The sequence below is a fragment of the Pectobacterium fontis genome, assembly GCF_000803215.1.
Classification (GTDB): domain Bacteria; phylum Pseudomonadota; class Gammaproteobacteria; order Enterobacterales; family Enterobacteriaceae; genus Pectobacterium; species Pectobacterium fontis.
The window spans coordinates 26,035-44,916 of the sequence record NZ_JSXC01000034.1 but is presented as its reverse complement, the minus strand read 5'-3'; the positions used below and the strand labels follow the sequence as shown (position 1 = coordinate 44,916).

At 52.2% G+C, this 18,882-nt stretch carries 12 protein-coding genes; 3 read left to right on the top strand and 9 right to left on the bottom strand.

All coding sequences use genetic code 11. The features are described from left to right. Positions 1–174: 174 nt before the first annotated feature. The 5 genes from garR to OI69_RS11435 all read right to left on the bottom strand — a co-directional run bounded on the left by garR (position 175) and on the right by OI69_RS11435 (position 6,664). Positions 175–1,089 (bottom strand): 2-hydroxy-3-oxopropionate reductase, encoded by a 915-nt coding sequence (gene garR / locus OI69_RS11455; RefSeq protein ID WP_268809430.1) that lies wholly within the window; start codon positions 1,087–1,089, stop codon positions 175–177. Between the two features lie 60 nt (positions 1,090–1,149). Beyond that, a complete protein-coding gene (gene garL / locus OI69_RS11450) occupies positions 1,150–1,920 on the bottom strand; it encodes a 2-dehydro-3-deoxyglucarate aldolase (protein ID WP_039350288.1) in 771 nt (256 codons plus the stop codon). A 69-nt stretch (positions 1,921–1,989) separates the two neighbouring features. Continuing rightward, complete coding sequence (gudD, locus tag OI69_RS11445) at positions 1,990–3,330, bottom strand: glucarate dehydratase (protein WP_039350278.1); 1,341 nt, start codon at positions 3,328–3,330, stop codon at positions 1,990–1,992. Between the two features lie 36 nt (positions 3,331–3,366). Beyond that, complete coding sequence (locus tag OI69_RS11440) at positions 3,367–4,704, bottom strand: enolase C-terminal domain-like protein (RefSeq protein ID WP_039350276.1); 1,338 nt, start codon at positions 4,702–4,704, stop codon at positions 3,367–3,369. A gap of 607 nt (positions 4,705–5,311) precedes the next feature. Beyond that, the gene (locus OI69_RS11435) at positions 5,312–6,664 is read right to left on the bottom strand and encodes an MFS transporter (protein WP_039350274.1); all 1,353 of its coding nucleotides are present in this window, start codon (positions 6,662–6,664) and stop codon (positions 5,312–5,314) included. Between the two features lie 542 nt (positions 6,665–7,206). On the opposite strand from OI69_RS11435, the gene garD reads away from it, so the two are divergent. From garD to OI69_RS11415, 3 genes are all read left to right on the top strand, one after another. Continuing rightward, positions 7,207–8,781, top strand: coding sequence for a galactarate dehydratase (garD, locus tag OI69_RS11430; protein ID WP_039350272.1), 1,575 nt, complete (start codon positions 7,207–7,209; stop codon positions 8,779–8,781). A gap of 866 nt (positions 8,782–9,647) precedes the next feature. Further along, positions 9,648–11,183 carry a methyl-accepting chemotaxis protein gene (locus OI69_RS11425; RefSeq protein ID WP_052198361.1) on the top strand — a complete coding sequence of 512 codons (1,536 nt, stop codon included), beginning with the start codon at positions 9,648–9,650 and terminating at the stop codon, positions 11,181–11,183. Between the two features lie 267 nt (positions 11,184–11,450). Beyond that, a complete protein-coding gene (locus tag OI69_RS11415; protein WP_039350263.1) occupies positions 11,451–11,807 on the top strand; it encodes a FlxA-like family protein in 357 nt (118 codons plus the stop codon). A 216-nt stretch (positions 11,808–12,023) separates the two neighbouring features. Here OI69_RS11415 and OI69_RS11410 read toward each other — a convergent pair whose 3' ends face one another. The 4 genes from OI69_RS11410 to glnE all read right to left on the bottom strand — a co-directional run bounded on the left by OI69_RS11410 (position 12,024) and on the right by glnE (position 18,859). Continuing rightward, positions 12,024–12,245 (bottom strand): DUF3820 family protein, encoded by a 222-nt coding sequence (locus OI69_RS11410; protein WP_039350261.1) that lies wholly within the window; start codon positions 12,243–12,245, stop codon positions 12,024–12,026. A 3-nt stretch (positions 12,246–12,248) separates the two neighbouring features. Continuing rightward, positions 12,249–14,303, bottom strand: coding sequence for an NAD-dependent DNA ligase LigA (ligA, locus tag OI69_RS11405; RefSeq protein ID WP_052198360.1), 2,055 nt, complete (start codon positions 14,301–14,303; stop codon positions 12,249–12,251). 134 nt (positions 14,304–14,437) lie between these two features. Continuing rightward, positions 14,438–15,874, bottom strand: a complete 1,437-nt coding sequence (gene hldE / locus OI69_RS11400) for a bifunctional D-glycero-beta-D-manno-heptose-7-phosphate kinase/D-glycero-beta-D-manno-heptose 1-phosphate adenylyltransferase HldE (protein WP_039350259.1) — start codon at positions 15,872–15,874, stop codon at positions 14,438–14,440. Positions 15,875–15,973: 99 nt separating this feature from the next. Further along, the gene (gene glnE / locus OI69_RS11395) at positions 15,974–18,859 is read right to left on the bottom strand and encodes a bifunctional [glutamate--ammonia ligase]-adenylyl-L-tyrosine phosphorylase/[glutamate--ammonia-ligase] adenylyltransferase (RefSeq protein WP_052198359.1); all 2,886 of its coding nucleotides are present in this window, start codon (positions 18,857–18,859) and stop codon (positions 15,974–15,976) included. Between the last annotated feature and the right edge of the window lie 23 nt (positions 18,860–18,882).

Here is an 18,882-nt window from a genome sequence, read left to right as displayed (position 1 = left end):
CGATCCGATTTCATCAACGTTCCGATTGCATCAATAATCCGCGCGCTCATGAAACGGCGCTTATACCCACCAACTTTCAGGGCAGAAGCTCCTGAAATCCAGTCGGTCGATCAGAATGATCCTCTGCCAGTCGGCTGGCACACCGTGCCAGCCTCGTGACTCTCGCTTCACGGATTATCGCGTGACTTCCACTTTAGCCAGCTTTTCGTAGTAACACGCCAGTGCGCTGTGGTCGGCCGATCCCAGATCGTCTGCTTTCAGCGCCTGCATCATTTCCATCACCGCCGCCGTTAAGGGCAACTGCGCACCAACGCCGTGCGAGGTATCCAGCGCATTCGCCAAATCTTTGATATGCAGATCGATGCGGAAACCCGGCTTAAAGTTACGATCCATTACCATCGGCGCTTTCGCATCCAGCACGGTGCTGCCCGCCAGCCCGCCGCGGATCGCCTGATAAACCAGATCCGGGTTAACGCCTGCTTTCGTTGCCAGCACTAGCGCCTCAGACATGGCGGCAATGTTCAGTGCCACAATCACCTGGTTCGCCAATTTGGTCACATTACCTGCACCGATGTCACCGGTATGTACCACGGAGCCAGCCATGGATTTCAGAATCTCAAAGCAGCGGTCAAACTGCGCTTTGTCACCGCCCACCATCACGGACAGCGTGCCATCAATCGCTTTAGGCTCTCCGCCGCTGACCGGCGCGTCCAACATGGCAATCTCTTTTTCCGCCAGTGCCGTCGCAATTTCACGGCTGGCGAGTGGTGCGATTGAACTCATATCCACCACAATGCTTCCGACACGCGCACCGTCGATGACGCCGTTTTCACCCAGCACCACCTCTTTAACATGCGGAGAGTTAGGCAGCATGGTGATGATGACGTCGCACTGTTCCGCCACCTGTTTCGGCGTTTCAGCCGCCGTGGCACCCGCGGCAACTACTTCCGCCACCGCGTCCAAATTTCTGTCCATCACGACTAATGAGTAACCTGCTTTCAGCAGATTTTTACTCATCGGTTTTCCCATGATGCCCAGTCCAATAAAACCAATTTTCATCGCCCTAACCTCATTGTCTGATGTAGATATCACTTCAATTCACGATGAACCCACCTCATAGCGGATTCGATTCGCGGCGGAATCTCTGAATTACTTCTTGTACTTGTCGCTCAGCGCCTGAGTCGCACTACGGAACACGCCCAGATCGCTACCAACCGCGACAAAACTTGCCCCCCATTCCAGATAGCGACGTGCATCGGCTTCAACCGGAGCCAGAATGCCGCACGGTTTGTTATGTGCCGCAGCGCGATCGAAGATGTGGCGGATCGCTTTCTGCACATCAGGATGGTTCGGCTGACCGAGATAACCCAGTGCCGCAGACAGGTCGCTTGGGCCAACGAACACACCGTCCACGCCGTCAACCGCAATAATCGCATCCAGATTGTCGAGGCCGTCCTGACTTTCGATTTGCACCACGACGGTAATGCAGTCATTAATCTTGGCGAAATAATCCGGTTCCGTGCCATAGCAGTTACTACGATGGGCCACGGAAACCCCGCGAATGCCCGCGGGCGGATAACGGGTTGACGCCACCGCACGAGCGGCTTCTTCTGCCGTTTCCACGAAAGGAATCAGGAAGTTATTGAATCCAATATCCAATAAGCGTTTGATGATGATCGGCTCATTGCACGGTGGGCGAACGACGGGCGCACTGTGGCTGCCTTTCAGCGCCATGAGCTGAGGAATAAACGTCACGATATCGTTAGGCGCGTGCTCGCCATCCAGTACCAGCCAGTCGAATCCCGCCAGCCCCAACACTTCAGTGGAAATCGGGTTGCCCAGCGCACACCAGCAGCCAATCAACGTTTTCCCCTGCTGCAAATCTTGGCGAAAACGGTTAGGTAACAGCGGAGTCTTCATTTTTTATCCTCAGTCATTCCAGCGCCGCTTGCCTGAAGCGGCGCGATCAAAAAACGGAAAATCAGAACGTTAGCGAACCAGACACGGACGTTTATTATCAAACGTCCACTCAGGGATAAGGTACTGCATTCCTATTGCATCGTTACGTGCGCCTAATCCCATGTTTTTATACCGTTCGTGTGCTTTTATCACCTGATCCATATCCAGCTCGATGCCCAGACCCGGTTTCTTCGGCACTTCCACCCTGCCGCCCACAATCTGCAACGGTTCTTTCGTCAGGCGTTGATTGCCTTCTTGCCAGATCCAGTGCGTATCAATCGCCGTAATTTTTCCCGGTGCCGCTGCCGCGACCTGGGTAAACATGGCCAACGAAATATCAAAGTGGTTATTGGAGTGAGAACCCCAGGTTAAGCCCCATTCGTGGCACATTTGCGCCACACGAACAGATCCTTGCATCGTCCAGAAGTGCGGATCGGCCAACGGGATATCGACCGATTGCAGTGAAATCGTGTGCCCCATCTGTCGCCAGTCGGTGGCGATCATGTTGGTGGCAGTAGGTAGCCCCGTCGCCCGGCGGAACTCGGCCATCACTTCACGCCCGGAGAAACCTTGTTCCGCACCGCACGGATCTTCGGCATACGCCAGTACGCCGCGTAGCTGTTTGCCCAAGCCAATCGCCTCATCCAGCGACCAGGCTCCGTTCGGATCCAGCGTAATGCGCGCCTGCGGGAAGCGTTGCGCCAGCGCAGTTACCGCCTCGGCCTCTTCGCTACCTGCGAGTACACCGCCTTTCAGTTTGAAATCGTTGAAACCATATTTTTCGTACGCGGCTTCAGCCAAACGCACGATGGTGTCTGGCGTCAGCGCTTCTTCGTGACGCAGGCGATACCAGTCGCATTTCTCGTTAGCCTGATTCTGGTAAGGCAAATCGGTTTTATTGCGATCGCCGATGTAGAACAGATACCCCAGCATCTCCACGGCATCACGCTGTTGACCATCCCCCAGCAGCGAGGCCACGCTAACATTGAGAAACTGCCCCAGCAGATCGAGCATCGCGGCTTCAATCGCCGTGACAACATGGATGGTGGTACGCAGATCGAACGTCTGTAAACCGCGCCCGGAGGCGTCACGATCGGCAAACTGTTTGCGCACCGCGGTCATCACGTTTTTGTATTCACCCAGCGTTTTCCCCACCACCAGCGCAGCAGCCTCCTCCAGCGTTTGGCGGATTTTCTCACCACCGGGGATTTCACCCACACCGGTATTCCCGGCGTTATCTTTCAGAATCACAATATTGCGAGTGAAATAGGGTGCATGCGCGCCACTCAGGTTAAGCAACATACTGTCGTGACCTGCAACCGGAATCACCTGCATGTGGGTAATCACTGGCGTTGAACTTTGCAATGTCATTTTCTTATCCTTTCTCTCTTATTTTTCTCTGTAGGGCTAACGACCAAAAACCGGACGTTTGCGGTCAAATGTCCAACCGGGAATCAGGTATTGCATGGCGGTGGCATCGTTACGTGCTCCGCTTGGTAGTGTTTTGTACCGTTCATGAGCTTTTATGACCTGTGCCATATCCAGTTCAATCCCCAGACCAGGCCGCTCCGGCAGCTTAATTTTGCCGTTGACGATTTGCAGCGGCTCTTTGGTCAGGTGCTGCCCTTCCTGCCAGATCCAGTGCGTATCAATTGCCGTCGGATTACCCGGTGCCGCCGCACCGACATGCGTGAACATCGCCAGAGAGATATCAAAGTGGTTATTGGAATGGCAGCCCCATGTTAGCCCCCACTCATCACACATCTGAGCGACGCGCACTGCGCCGTGCATCGTCCAGAAATGCGGATCGGCTAACGGAATATCGACCGCCTGCAACATCACGGCATGGTTCATTTCACGCCAGTTGGTGGCAATCATGTTGGTCGCTACCGGCAGGCCGGTAGCCCGGCGGAATTCCGCCATTACCTCACGCCCAGAGAACCCTTGTTCCGCGCCGCACGGATCTTCCGCATAGGTCAGAATGCCCTTCATGTCTTTGCACAGTCGAATGGCTTCATCCAGCAGCCAGGCACCGTTGGGATCGACGGTAATACGGGCATCGGGGAAACGCTTTTTCAGTGCTTTCACGGCATCAATTTCCTGCTCGCCGGGCAGCACGCCCCCTTTGAGTTTGAAATCTTTAAATCCGTAGCGGTCTGTCGTGGCTTCGGCCAAACGCACAATCGCGTCGCTGTCCATCGCCTTCTGGTGACGCAGGTGATACCACTCGTGCTTGCCTTTTTCGCCCGTCAGGTAAGGCAAATCCGTCTTCGTGCGGTCGCCGATATAGAACAAATAGCCAAGCACGGTGACGTCATCACGCTGTTTACCCGGCCCGAGCAGCTCCGCAACGGGGACACCCATGAATTGCCCCAGCAAATCGAGCAGCGCCGCTTCGAGTGCAGCCACCGCGTTCACACGCAGTTCAAACGTCCAGGCGCCCTTGCCGAAAGAATCAAAATCAGAAGATTGGTTGCCGACATGGATGTCATACACCAAACGGTTCATGCGAGAGATTTGTTCGCCTTTTACACGGGGAATGGCCTCAACCAGCGTGTTGTAAATAACATCACCACCGGGCGCTTCGCCAACACCGGTATGCCCGGCGCTGTCGGTTAAAATGACGAGATTACGCGTGAAGTAAGCACCATGAGCCCCACCGATGTTCAGCAACATGCTGTCATAGCCCGCGACGGGGATGACTTTCATGTCGGTAATTACAGGGGTCGCAGACAACTTGGTCATTACCGTTCCCCCTCATGAATCGAGCGAACAGCATTGACAGTTAGATTTCCTATGGTTGCCAAAATACAGGATGGCGTTGAGACGGATGAAAATAAATCAGCCATACAAAAATAAAAAACCAATGGTGCACCAGTAGATAATTTCATGTTGTTTTCCTACTTTATTAGCGCGACCGTGTTTTTACGCTGATATCAAATAAACAATGCTTGTAGGGTTATCAGAATAAAAACAGGTATAACGACCTTAATAGCGAATTAAACCCGTCAGGAAAGCCGTGTCGTCATCCATACCGCTTTCAGTAAAAAGTATAAGTTTTCTTATTTCACAACTCATTGGGCAATAGCACAGCATTCCCTGTCGAAATGCAGATTAAATATGTCATTATCACAGGCTAATGGGAGGTATTTCACGAAAACCGGGAAAAGCGAATTTCCGCCTTATAAACACCAAAATACGTACCGTTGCCCTTAATTCCGAATAGGTAAAACCCGGTTTTTCATCACATAAATAAACGACGTCTCTAATAGCGAAACGCTGCGCTATCATACTGATAGCGTAGCGTGTGATGTTATTGCCGATATTCAGACTTATACCGCCACGAATGGCCTTACTGCTTAACGAACGGCTTTAACTCGATACGTTTAATATCCTGCACAATGAACAAGTAGCTGACGATGGCAACCAGCGCGTGGATCCCGACATACACCAGACCGCCATTGAACGAACCGGTCATTCCGATGATGTAGCCAATCGCAATCGGCGTCACAATACCCGACGCATTACCGAACATATTGAACAGGCCACCGCTTAACCCGCTGATTTCTTTCGGTGCCGTATCGGCCATGACCGCCCAGCCCAGCGCACCAATACCTTTACCAAAAAAGGCCGCAGACATCACCGCAATGACGACCCATTCCGTTTCCACGTAATTACAAATCACCATCGACATGGAGAGCAACATACCGAGAACGATAGGTGTTTTACGGGCAAACGTCAGGGAATGGGTTCTGCGCATCAGGTAATCGGAAATGATCCCCCCCAGCACCCCGCCCACAAAACCACAAATAGCAGGAACAGAGGCAACAAACCCTGCTTTGAGGATCGACATACCGCGAGCCTGAACCAGATAAAGCGGGAACCAGGTGATAAAAAAGTAGGTCAGAGCATTAATACAATATTGACCGATGTACACACCAAGCATCATACGAGATTGCATTAATTGCTTGATTTGGTGCCATTTTTCACCTTTTTCGGTTATTTTTTTCGTCCCTTTGGCATCCATATTAATCAACGCGCCGCCGGCCTCAATGTAATCCAATTCGGCTTGGTTAACGCCAGGGTGATCCTTCGGATCGTGGATAGCTTTCAGCCAGACAAAACTCAGAATGATCCCCAACCCGCCCATGAACCAGAACACATGCGCCCAACCCACGGCGTGTACCAACCAGCCCATGATGGGGGCAAAAATTACCGTGGCGAAGTACTGTGCCGAGTTGAATATCGCTACGGCGGTGCCACGCTCTTGCGCAGGGAACCAGGCAGCCACAATTCGGCTATTACCTGGGAACGATGGTGATTCACACAAACCAACCATAAAGCGCAGGAAGAACAAAGAAATGACAATGCCCGCGCCGCTGAAGATATCAACAAAGCCTTGTAATAAGGTAAAAATCGACCAGGTCAAAATACTGTAGAAGTAGACTTTCTTTGAGCCAAAGCGATCGAGCAACCAGCCTCCAGGTATTTGCCCAATAACGTATGCCCAAGAGAATGCAGAGAAGATATATCCCATCCCTACCGCATCCAACCCTATCTCCTTAGACATTGCTGAACCAGCAATGGATAAGGTCGCACGGTCTCCATAGTTAAATGACGTGACAATAAACAACATCACGACAATCCAGTAGCGGGCGTTTGTTCTCTTTTGTATCGCGCCAGCCGCTGAGCTTACTGTATTCATGATGAACTCCTGCTTCAATCGCGGTTCGCTCATTCATTCCGAATAACAGATAACGGTGTAGGGTTATCAGAATGAAGATCAGTGGATAGTGAATATTTCCATCTTTATTTTTTTGCGAATAGCCAGGCTATATAGCCTCAACGTAATTAGCTGACACCTTCAACTCGCAGCAACATTATAATTTTTACCTGCTTGCCGCTCACTAGATAAAAGCCCAACATTAAAAATGTCCTTTTGAATATGTTGGTGCACTTGCCCTATCTAATGCGAGGTATTTCACGAAAAATATCATTATTCTCTTTTTACCTTTATACGCATTATGTTCATTCCCCCCTTAAAAAAAGCGCATAGAGGGAATGTGATCAAACTCACCAAAAATTGGATCTTCGCCTGACAAATAAGGCACAAAAAACCCTGACTTAGGTCAATTGCATAATGTACGAGAAGAGAACCTCACGTATACTCATTGGCGAGCAATGAAGTCATCGCATGGTAATAGTTACCACCGCGTTTCTGATAAACCAATAATACAGGCTTGCATCATGTCAGATAAATCAGAAAGTAATGCTGCACAAGAGCAGCCACTTTATATTAAAGTTCACGATTCTGATAATGTTGCCATTGTTGTTAATAATAATGGCTTACGTGCCGGAACCCGTTTTAATGATAATCTGGAATTAATTGAGCATGTTCCACAGGGTCACAAAGTGGCTCTTATAGATATCGCCAAATCCGGCGCAATTATTCGCTATGGTGAAATTATCGGGTATGCGTTGCGCGATATTGCCAAAGGAAGCTGGATTGACGAGTCTCTGGTTGAGTTACCCCAAGCACCTGCGCTGGACACTCTGCCGCTGGCGACAAAAATTCCCCCCTCTCTTCCTCCGCTGGAAGGCTACACCTTTGAAGGTTACCGTAACGCCGATGGCAGCGTGGGCACAAAAAATCTGTTAGGTATCACGACCAGCGTACACTGCGTCGCAGGCGTGGTGGACTATGTAGTTAAAATTATCGAGCGAGACTTATTGCCTAACTATCCCAATGTGGATGGCGTGGTCGCGCTCAATCATCTCTACGGCTGTGGCGTGGCGATCAATGCCCCCGCGGCGATAGTGCCAATCCGCACCATTCATAACCTGGCGCTGAACCCGAATTTTGGCGGCGAAATAATGGTGGTGGGCCTGGGCTGTGAAAAATTGCAACCGGAGCGCCTGCTGGAAGGGACGCCGGATGTGCAGGCCATTTCCCTTGATGATACCAGCATCGTTCGCTTGCAAGATGAACATCATGTCGGCTTCAGATCGATGGTGGATGACATCCTGACCATGGCAGACAAACACCTGCAACGCTTGAACAAACGTCAGCGTGAGACATGCCCTGCTTCAGAACTGGTTGTCGGTATGCAGTGTGGCGGCAGCGATGCGTTCTCCGGCGTCACCGCTAACCCAGCCGTTGGTTTTGCATCCGACCTGCTGGTTCGTTGCGGCGCAACCGTCATGTTCTCCGAAGTGACCGAAGTGCGCGATGCCATTCATTTGCTAACGCCGCGCGCCATTAATGAAGAGGTGGGTAAACGTCTGCTGGAGGAAATGGCCTGGTACGATAACTATCTCGATAGCGGTCAGACCGACCGTAGCGCCAATCCATCACCGGGCAATAAAAAAGGTGGCCTCGCCAATGTGGTGGAAAAAGCACTCGGCTCAATAGCCAAATCAGGCACCAGCGCGATTGTCGAAGTTCTGTCTCCCGGTCAGCGCCCAACCAAGCGCGGGTTGATTTATGCGGCAACCCCAGCCAGCGACTTTGTGTGTGGCACTCAGCAGCTTGCATCTGGTATTACCGTGCAAGTCTTCACCACGGGTCGCGGTACGCCTTATGGCCTGCTGGCTGTACCTGTAATCAAAATGGCGACACGTACCGCATTGGCAAATCGCTGGCACGATCTGATGGATATTGATGCCGGTACGATTGCTACCGGAGAGGCGACGATCGAAGATGTGGGCTGGCAGCTTTTCCACTTTATTTTGGATATCGCCAGCGGCAAGAAAAAAACCTGGTCCGATCAATGGGGGCTTCATAATGCGCTGGCCGTTTTCAATCCAGCACCAGTGACCTGATTATCTTTCCGCAGGCCAGAGCGATGACTGGCCTGCGGATGATGTTATTTGATCTACAATAAATTCAGTCTCAATAAGAACGAACCAAAAGTACTAATTAAAAGAATAAATAGCAGAGCGGCAACATTTAACCCCACTCACGCAAAGAAAAAATATAAAAAAATTAACAAATAATTATTTTTACCATCAATATTACCGATTCACCAAACCACTTTTAAAAAAAACCTATCCCCCCTTAACCTATTCTTAATCATGTTTTTAGCAATTATTTATTGCCAGTAAAATGAATCAATTGACAGGATAATTGCCCTCATAATAAATTTACTTCTGTTGGAATAGCGTGCTGACACGGATAGATACTCGTTACAATAAAGTTATGACACCATTATCACGCACAACACTGGGTTAATATCCCGATTTTTATAAAGAATGCTTAGCATTATTTTATATAAGCGAGAAAACCCCCATTCCAGTAGGCGCTATTGTTACCGTTAGCTTGGACACGGACAGCGTACAGAAACCGAAACGCACATGTAGTACGTGAGGATCATTCGTTACGCTCCCTCGGAGGGCTGCCACAAAGGACATTTATATGCAATTGCGCTTGTGCGAGTACTGCCCAAGTTCAAAATGGCCAATAAAATAGCCTAATGGAGTAGGTTCTAAGATACCAAAAAAATTTCAGTATACCCATTTGAATAACTTGAATCTTTACACAGCAATATGCCTGACAGATTTCATGGGACGTACCACGCGGTAACTCACCGCGCTTTAACCGCTGTAAGAATCAGAACGGTTAAAGCGAGAAAAGCGATCGATCTGGTTGAACCAAGAAACTGAGTGGGATACATACGCCGGGGTTTCTCATGAGATTGAATACACCTGTTACACAGCAGGAGTATCTGTTAGATATGGACACCATATTGATGTCCACAACAAATATTCACAGCCACATTACCTATGCCAATTCTGCCTTCATTAAGGTTAGCGGTTTTTCTGAAGAGCAACTCATCAACCAGCCTCACAATATTGTGCGTCATCCAGATATGCCTGTTGAAGCCTATGCAGACCTGTGGTTTACCTTAAAACAGGGCGATAGCTGGACAGGACTCGTCAAAAACCGTCGCAACAACGGCGACCATTATTGGGTTCGCGCCAACGTTACACCGGTTTATCAGCAGGAGCAGCTCGCCGGGTATATCTCGGTACGCAACACGCCCAGCGCTGAAGAAATCAAGTCTGCCGAAACGCTGTATAGCGCCGTGCAGAAAAAGCAGGCGGGCAACCGTAAATTCTACAAAGGGCTGGTCGTTCGTACCGGACTCCTTTCCCCTCTGTCTATCCTGCAAAAATTGTCCGTTCGCTGGCGTTTGCGCATCGCGGTCTTGGCAGTCGGGCTTATTCCCGCTCTGCTCGCGTTCAGTGGAATAAATCCGCTGTGGCTGATAGCGCTGACGCTGTTCCTCACCGTCATCGTGGATCAGTTTCTGCAAAATCAAATTGCACGACCTATCAGAACGATACTGAAGCAGGCTCAGCATGTGGTATCAGGCCGTAAAGTCAAGCATGTCCATCTGAATCGGGTAGACGAAATTGGCTTACTGTTACGCTCCGTCAATCAGTTTGGCTTGAACCTGCATTCGCTGGTCGATGACGTCAGCACACAGGTGGGCGGCATCACTAATGTCAGCCATAAACTGGCGGAAAACAATATCGACCTGAATACCCGCACGGAAGAAACATCGGCAAACCTGCAACAAACCGCTGCCGCGATTGAAGAAATTACCGTTGCCGTGCAACAGAGTGCAGAAACCGCAGCACAGGCCACAACCATGGCGGAAGCCGCTAGCAGCACCGCGCTAAAAGGCGGCAATATCATGAAGGAAACTATCGGCATGATGGATTCCATTTCCAGTGCCAGCGATAAAATCGTTGATATCATTGGCGTGATAGACAGTATTGCCTTCCAGACCAACATTCTTGCGCTTAATGCCGCCGTTGAAGCCGCTCGTGCCGGCGTACAGGGGAGAGGGTTTGCCGTGGTAGCCGCCGAGGTGCGTAATTTAGCGCAGCATTCCGCCTCTGCGGCTAAAGAGATTAAAGCGTTGATCGACACCAACGTTGAAAATGTAAAACAGGGCAGCACCATGGTAGAAAACGCAGGCAAACATATCAGCGATATCGTTGATGAAGTCCTGCAAGTCTCCACCATGATCAAGGAGATCAGCCACGCCACGCATGAGCAAACCTCTGCGCTAGGCCTGATCAATACCTCTATCGCCCAGATAGAACAAATGACACAACGCAATACCGATATGGTTACGCACTCAACAGAAGCCGCTGAAAGGCTAAATCTTCAGGCCAGACGGCTGAACAGCGCCATTAACGTATATGGAAGCTAACGGATAACCTCGCATCAATCGCTGGCAAGGGAGTCACGAAACGCTCTTGCCGGCCCTTCGTGTTCCACGATCGCCTGAAAGATACATTTAGTTACATTGACTGCCAAAAAAATGAGTATTTCATATTTCATTGCCAACAATGTCGCCTTAGGGAAAGTGTTTAAATTACCGATATATACCCAGCCATTCGGGTATAGCCCTAAATGCAGCCAACGCACATGCAATTTGAAGTACGACGGGTATATCGGCATCTTTTCTGGAGGGAAAATGTCAAACACAATCAGTAGTATTAGCATATCGACAACAACGGCAAGCAGCAGTAAAAGCAGCAGCACCGCAGAGCAACAGATTGCGCAGCTAACCAAACAGGTTCAGGCGCTCACCAAGCAGGTAAGCAAACTGACCGAATCTGCTTCCAACGCAGAAAGCGATGAAGAACGTAAACTGATCGAACAACAACAGCAGGCAATTCAAGCGCAGATCCAGGCGTTACAGGCACAAATTGCCCGCTTGCAGAGTGAAAAATCAGAACAGCAGTCTGATACCACCTCTTCGTATCAAAGTGCTAAACAGGAAGGCGTTAATCGTCCGACAGCAGACAACCAGATTAATATCTACGTCTAGTTTGCGTCAGGGATGAGGCAGCCAGTAAACGTAAAAGGTCGCTTGATTGAAGTAATACCGATCGTTTAAGGATCGAGATACCGGGGGCTACCACGGTGTGAGGCATCCCTGCGGGAACCTCATCACCGTGTTTCCCCCTAAATCCATGCTTAAGTGAACAGCATTCGCTTGATTGAAGCGACCTTTTTCATGACGGGGTTCGCAGGAAAGGATACGTCAGACTCGTGGTCGCTTCAGCGGTGTGACTAACCCTTGCAGACCCTCAATCTTGATTGCCAGCGTAATTTGCATCAATTCCCCTAAGCGACCCTGAGGAAATTCATCCTTGCGGGAAAACCACAACAGGTACTCTTCCGGCAAATCAATCAGCACTCGCCCTTTGTATTTACCAAAAGGCATCGGCATCGTGGCAATGTCTATCAGGTCTGCTTTTTCCACCGCTTACTCTCCCAATAGCCGGATCATTTCCGCCTCATCAATCACTGGGATCTCCAACTCTTGAGCCTTGGCCAGCTTAGAGCCTGCGGCTTCACCCGCGATCACCATATCGGTTTTCTTCGAGACGCTGCCGCTCACTTTGGCACCCAATGCTGTAAGTCGATCCTTGGCTTCATCACGAGACAGAATACTCAGCGATCCGGTCAACACCACCGTTTTCCCCGCAAACGGGCTGTCGATCTCTGCCGCATTGACGATCTTAACCTCGGGCCAGTGAATATTAATGCCAGCGGGATCGGTCAGTTCGCGAATAACGGTTTGATTGTGTTCTTCTTCAAGGAAATGACGTACATGCGTGGCAACGACTTTACCGACATCCGGCACCGCCAGCAGCGCGTCTTCATCGGCGGCAAAAAGCGCTTCCGGCGAACCAAAATGGGCTGCCAGATTGGCCGCTGTCGATTCGCCAACGTCACGGATCCCCAACGCATACAGGAAGCGCGCCAACGTGGTACTTTTCGCCTTCTCCAGCGCATTAACCAGATTGGTCGCGGATTTCGGCCCCATGCGATCCAGCCCGCTGAGAATAGTTTCATTCAGGCGAAACAGATCGGCTGGTGTCTTGACGTACTCTTTTTCCACCAGTTGATCGATGATCTTATCGCCCATGCCCTCAACATCCAGCGCGCGGCGAGAAACGAAATGCTTCAGCGCCTCTTTACGTTGAGCACCACAAATCAATCCAGCGGTACAGCGCGTCACCGCTTCCCCTTCCACACGTTCCACGTCAGACCCACATACAGGACAAGCGACAGGGAAAACGATCGGTTGCACCGTTGCTGGCCGTTCAGATTCCACAATACCGACGATCTGCGGGATCACATCCCCCGCGCGGCGCACAATGACGCGATCGCCAATCTGCAAGCCTAGTCGCTCAATTTCATCCGCATTATGCAGCGTGGCATTGCTGACGATCACGCCAGCCACCGCGACTGGCTCCAGACGCGCAACGGGCGTAATCGCTCCTGTCCGTCCAACCTGAAACTCGACATCGCGTACCCAGGTCAGTTGTTCCTGCGCCGGGAATTTAAACGCCACCGCCCAGCGGGGCGCACGGGCAACAAACCCTAAGCGTTCTTGCAATTCCAACGAGTCCACTTTGACGACAACACCATCAATATCAAAGCCTAATTCACTGCGGGTCTGTTCAACCTTGCGATAAAAATCGAGTACCTCGGCGGGGCCAGTGCATAGCTCGATTTTGTCGCTCACTGGCAGTCCCCACCTCTTGAACTGCATCAGGCGTTCCCGATGGCTTGCGGGCAGTTCACCGCCGTCCAGCAGGCCGACACCATAGCAGAAGAAAGTCAGAGGGCGTTTAGCCGTAATACGTGGGTCGAGCTGGCGCAGCGATCCGGCAGCGGCATTACGCGGGTTGGCAAAGACTTTGTTCCCTGTGCGGCGCGCTTCTTCATTCAGCTTTTCAAAACCGGCGTGCTTCATGAACACTTCACCGCGCACTTCAACACGACGTGGAATATTTTCTCCCTCAAGGCGCAGTGGGATCGCCCCAACGGTACGGATGTTACTGGTGATATTTTCGCCGGTCGTGCCATCCCCACGGGTGGCCGCCTGCACCAGAACGCCCTCTTCATACAACAGGCTGACGGCTAAACCATCCAATTTCAGCTCGCAGCAGAATGTCAGATCGCCGCCGTTTTTCAGCCTGTCGCCAATTCGCTTGCTGAAAGCCAGATAGCTTTCTTCATCAAAGACGTTGTCCAGCGACAGCATCGGCACTTCATGGCGTACCTGCTCAAATGCCGCCAGCGGTGCCGCCCCCACGCGCTGTGTGGGAGAATCGCTGGTGACCAGTTCAGGATGTTCCGCCTCTAACGCTTTCAGTTCCTGCATGAGCTTGTCGTATTCGATATCAGGAATTTCGGGCGCATCTTCAACGTGATATTTGTATTCGTGATGGCGTAAGATCCGGCGCAACTCCGCTGCCCGCAGTGCGACCGCATTCACTTCGGCTGGTTCTTTCTTCACTGGTTTCATACCTGTTTTATCTGACGTGTCGCCCTGTCGGCGTCATGATTGTTATGATTCTCGCCCGTGATGAACAAGGCGAGGATCATTAGCGTGCGGCCTGAACGGCGTCAGGATTATACGAGCGCCGTCAGTCAGTTATGTTACGACTCAGACGTGCTTGCTTTAATCGTGTTGATGATGTTCGTCGTGGAACAGCCGTCCTCAAAGTTCAGAACTTTCACTTCACCGCCGTTAGCCCACACCTCTTCACTACCGGCGATTTGGTGTGGCTGGTAGTCTCCGCCTTTCACCAGAATATCCGGCAGAATGCCGGCAATCAGGCGCTGCGGCGTATCTTCCTCAAACGGCACGACCCAATCAACAGCTTCCAGCGCTCCCAGCACAATCATCCGTTGCGGCAGCGGGTTGACCGGCCGCGTCGGCCCCTTCAGACGCTGGGTGGAGGCATCACTGTTTACCGCAACGATTAACCGATCGCCAAGTTTGCGAGCATTTGCCAGATAAGACACATGTCCGGCATGCAGAATATCGAAGCAACCGTTGGTCATGACAATCTTTTCGCCCCGCTGACGCGCCAGTTCAACCGCCTGCTTCAGTTGTGCTTCGGTCATCACGCCAAACCCGGTGTCGGCGCGGCCACGGATCGCATTTTCCAGTTCAATCGGCGTAACCGTTGACGTACCTAGCTTGCCAACGACGACGCCTGCGGCGGCATTTGCCAGGAAACAGGCTTCTTCCAGCGGGTTACCTGCCGCCAGCGCAGCAGCCAACACGCCAATCACCGTATCGCCAGCACCGGTGACGTCATACACTTCTTGCGCCTGCGTCGGCAAATGCAGCGGCGTTTTACCCGGTTGCAGCAGCGTCATCCCTTGTTCAGAACGGGTGATCAACAACGCAGACAGGTCGTAATCCGCGACTAGTTGCATTCCACGTTCAACTAACTCTTCTTCCGTTTTGCAGCGCCCTGCTACAGCTTCAAATTCAGACAGATTTGGCGTCAGCAACGTCGCACCGCGGTAGCGAGAAAAATCCGTGCCTTTCGGGTCGATCAGCACCGGCACACCCGCCGCTTTTGCCGTCTGAATCATGGTCTGCACATGCGCTAATGCGCCTTTCGCATAATCAGATAACACCAATGCGCCAATCTTCGGCAACGCCAGTTGAATGCGTTCGATAATCGGCTGAGGATCAATGCCCTCAAAACCTTCTTCGAAATCCAACCGAATCAGTTGCTGATTGCGCGACAGCACGCGCAGCTTGGTAATCGTCGGGTGCGTAGGGACAGAAACAAAGTCACACTTCACATTCACTTCGCCAAGTTTGGCATTCAGCGCGCGAGCGGCATCATCGATCCCCGTTAGCCCCACCAGCCGCGCCCCCGCACCCAGCGCGGCGATATTCATCGCGACGTTCGCTGCGCCACCAGGCCGCTCTTCGATCGTATCCACCTTGACGACGGGTACGGGTGCCTCTGGTGAAATTCGGCTGGTTGGCCCATACCAGTAACGATCCAGCATGACATCACCCACCACTAACACACCCGCTTGACGGAAATCAGGCAGCGTCACTTTCATCCTCTACTCCAGGCTTATTTCGCATAATGCGCGTAATAATATCATAGGCACGATTATTACACGTCACCGCCGCGTCACCACGACGCGGCATTTATCACATCACGCCTTGTCGATATAACAAGGGAGAACGGACTCTCCCACCAGCCATTTATTCCAACTCACCCGCACCTGCTCTCGTTCCGCCACAAACCGATCCTGACTGACTCGCCCGGAGTGTTCCTGCAATGCCAGATGGTGTAGCTCATTACGCATCGTGACGTAAGCCAGCTTGAGCGCGTTGGCTTCGCTCTCTTCCATCACGCCATACTGCGCCATCAGTTCCAGAATACGCACATTGTCTGACCAGCGGGTCAAACGCGGTTCCTGAGCGGCGTAACGCAGAACCAGATACTGAGCGATAAATTCGATATCCGTAATGCCGCCCGCATCTGTTTTGATGTCGAAGCGTGTTTTATCCTTGTTCCCCAAATGCTGGCGCATTTTTTCCCGCATCTCGCGCACTTCGGTTCGCAGGGTGTCTGCATCACGCGCTGCACACAAAATGCGGCGGCGGATAGCCTCGAATGTCTGCTGCACGCCGTTTTCGCCGTACACCATACGCGCACGCACCAGCGCCTGATGCTCCCATGTCCATGCTTCATTGCGCTGATAGTCATCAAACGCTTCCACGGTGCTCACCAGCATGCCGGCCGCGCCCGATGGCCGCAGACGAGCATCCACTTCATACAAAATACCGGATGATGTGCGGGTGCTAAACAGATGCATGACACGCTGTGCAAGGCGCAGATAAAACTGGCGACCATCAATGCTGCGTTCGCCATCCGTCATCACATCCGGTGGACAATCCAGCAAGAACACCAAATCCAGATCGGAGCTATATCCCAGTTCCCAGCCCCCAAGCTTGCCATAGGCAATCACGGCAAACCCACGGCCTTCACGATGCTGCAAATGGGATGGCTGACCGTAACGCGCGACCATCAGCCCCCACGCCTGCTGAACCACTGCGGCAATAATCGCTTCTGCCAAATACGTTAAGTGATCGCTCACTTTCATCACGGGCAGTACGCCACCGATATCCCCGGCCGCAATACGCAACTGCTGTGATTGCTTGAACTGACGAACCGCTTCCAACTGCTGTTCTTCATCGTCCTCAGGAACGCGCATTAAATACTGACGTAACTCATCGGCATATGCACCCGGTGCCGTCGGCTGATACAACGTGGATGCATCGAGCAGTTCATCCAGCAAAAGGGGATAGCGCGCCAGTTGGCTGGCAACCATCGGCGAAGCCGCACACAGTCGAATCAACTGGGCAAGCGCCCCACGGGACTCAAGCAACAATTCAAGATAGGTGGTACGAGTGACGATACCCAGCAGCAACGGCGTCAACCGAGACAGTACCGTATCGGCTTCCTGTCGAGCGCAAACCTCCGCCAGTAAACACGGCATCAGTTGATCCAGCACATCCCGCCCGCGTGGCCCTATCGTGCGTTTCGCCACATCGTGACGGAACGCGACAATCGCCTTCATCAGATTTTCACGCACGGTTTCCGTCAGATGTGGCGTCAACGGAGCCAGATCGCCGTCATCCAACATGTCCTGCCACAGGCTGCTATAGCTGCTATGTTCGGGGATATCATTATTGTCTGGCGCATCGTCGCCAATCAGGTCATCAAATACGTGGCGCACCGCCTGCATATGCTGTGACAACATGGATTGTAGCGCGTCCCAATTGTCGAACCCCATTCCCCATGCCAGCCGTTGCTGGTTCAGTTCATCGCCCGGCAGCGTTTGGGTCTGCTCATCGGCAATGGCCTGCAACAGGTTCTCCAGACGACGCAGGAACAGATAAGCGTGACTGAGATCGAGCACCTGCTGCGGGGTCAATAGCCCCAGGGTTCCAACATGCTGAAGCGTCGGGAGCAGCGAGCGCCCTTGTAATCCCGGTTCACGCCCACCACGAATCAGTTGGAAAACCTGCGTGATAAATTCGATCTCACGGATCCCGCCCGCTCCCAGCTTGATGTTGTTGCGTAGATCCCGTCGGCGCACTTCACGAGCAATCATGCCTTTCATATTGCGCAATGACTGGATCACGCTGAAATCAATATAACGACGGAAGACGAAAGGCTTCAGCGTACTGCGCAGTTCCTGGCTGTAGACATCATCCATGCCGCCCATCAGGCGCGCCTTGACCATCGCGTAACGTTCCCAGTCACGACCCTGTTCCTGATAATAATCTTCCATCGCGGCAAAACTGAGCACCAGTGGCCCACTGTCACCAAAGGGGCGTAACCGCATATCCACACGGTAAACAAAACCATCGACGGTCGGCTGATCCAGCACTTTAATGAGACGCTGCCCTAGCCGCGTGAAGAACTGCGCGTTATCCAATTCACGCCGTCCACCTTGCGTGTGGCCATTTTCGGGATAGACGAAGATCAGGTCGATATCCGAAGAGAAGTTAAGCTCCCCCCCACCTAATTTCCCCATGCCAAGAATCAGCAGCGGCTGAGCCACGCCCTGCGCATTGCAAGGCGTTCCCCACTCGCGGCAACAGGCCTGATATAGCCAGCTTCTGGCTGCGACAATCACCACCTCGGCCAGTTCGCTGAGTTGGCGCAGCGTGTGTTCCGTCGTGCTGGTTTGCAGCGCCTGCGACCACGCAATTCGCGTCAGCATCTGGCGACGAAACCGACGCAGCGCCGCCATCAACGCATTTTCATCGTTAACATCGGCCAACGCGTTATTCAACCAGTCGCCGTAGTGCTGCCACTCTTCAGGCTGCGGCGGTTGCTGATGAATCCCTTGCCACCAGTCAGGGTGCAGCGCAAGCGCATCGCTGACAAAATCGCTCAATGCCACAACCGCGGCGTCGCTGTCTGTTATCGGTTCGTCAGGTGCGGCTTCCCGTAAACGCGCAAGCGCACGTTGAGAATGTTCCGTCAGAAGCGCAGGTAAAGCAGGCAAAGGCAGTATCGACATGGGGGTTCCCTTGATGCGCCGCC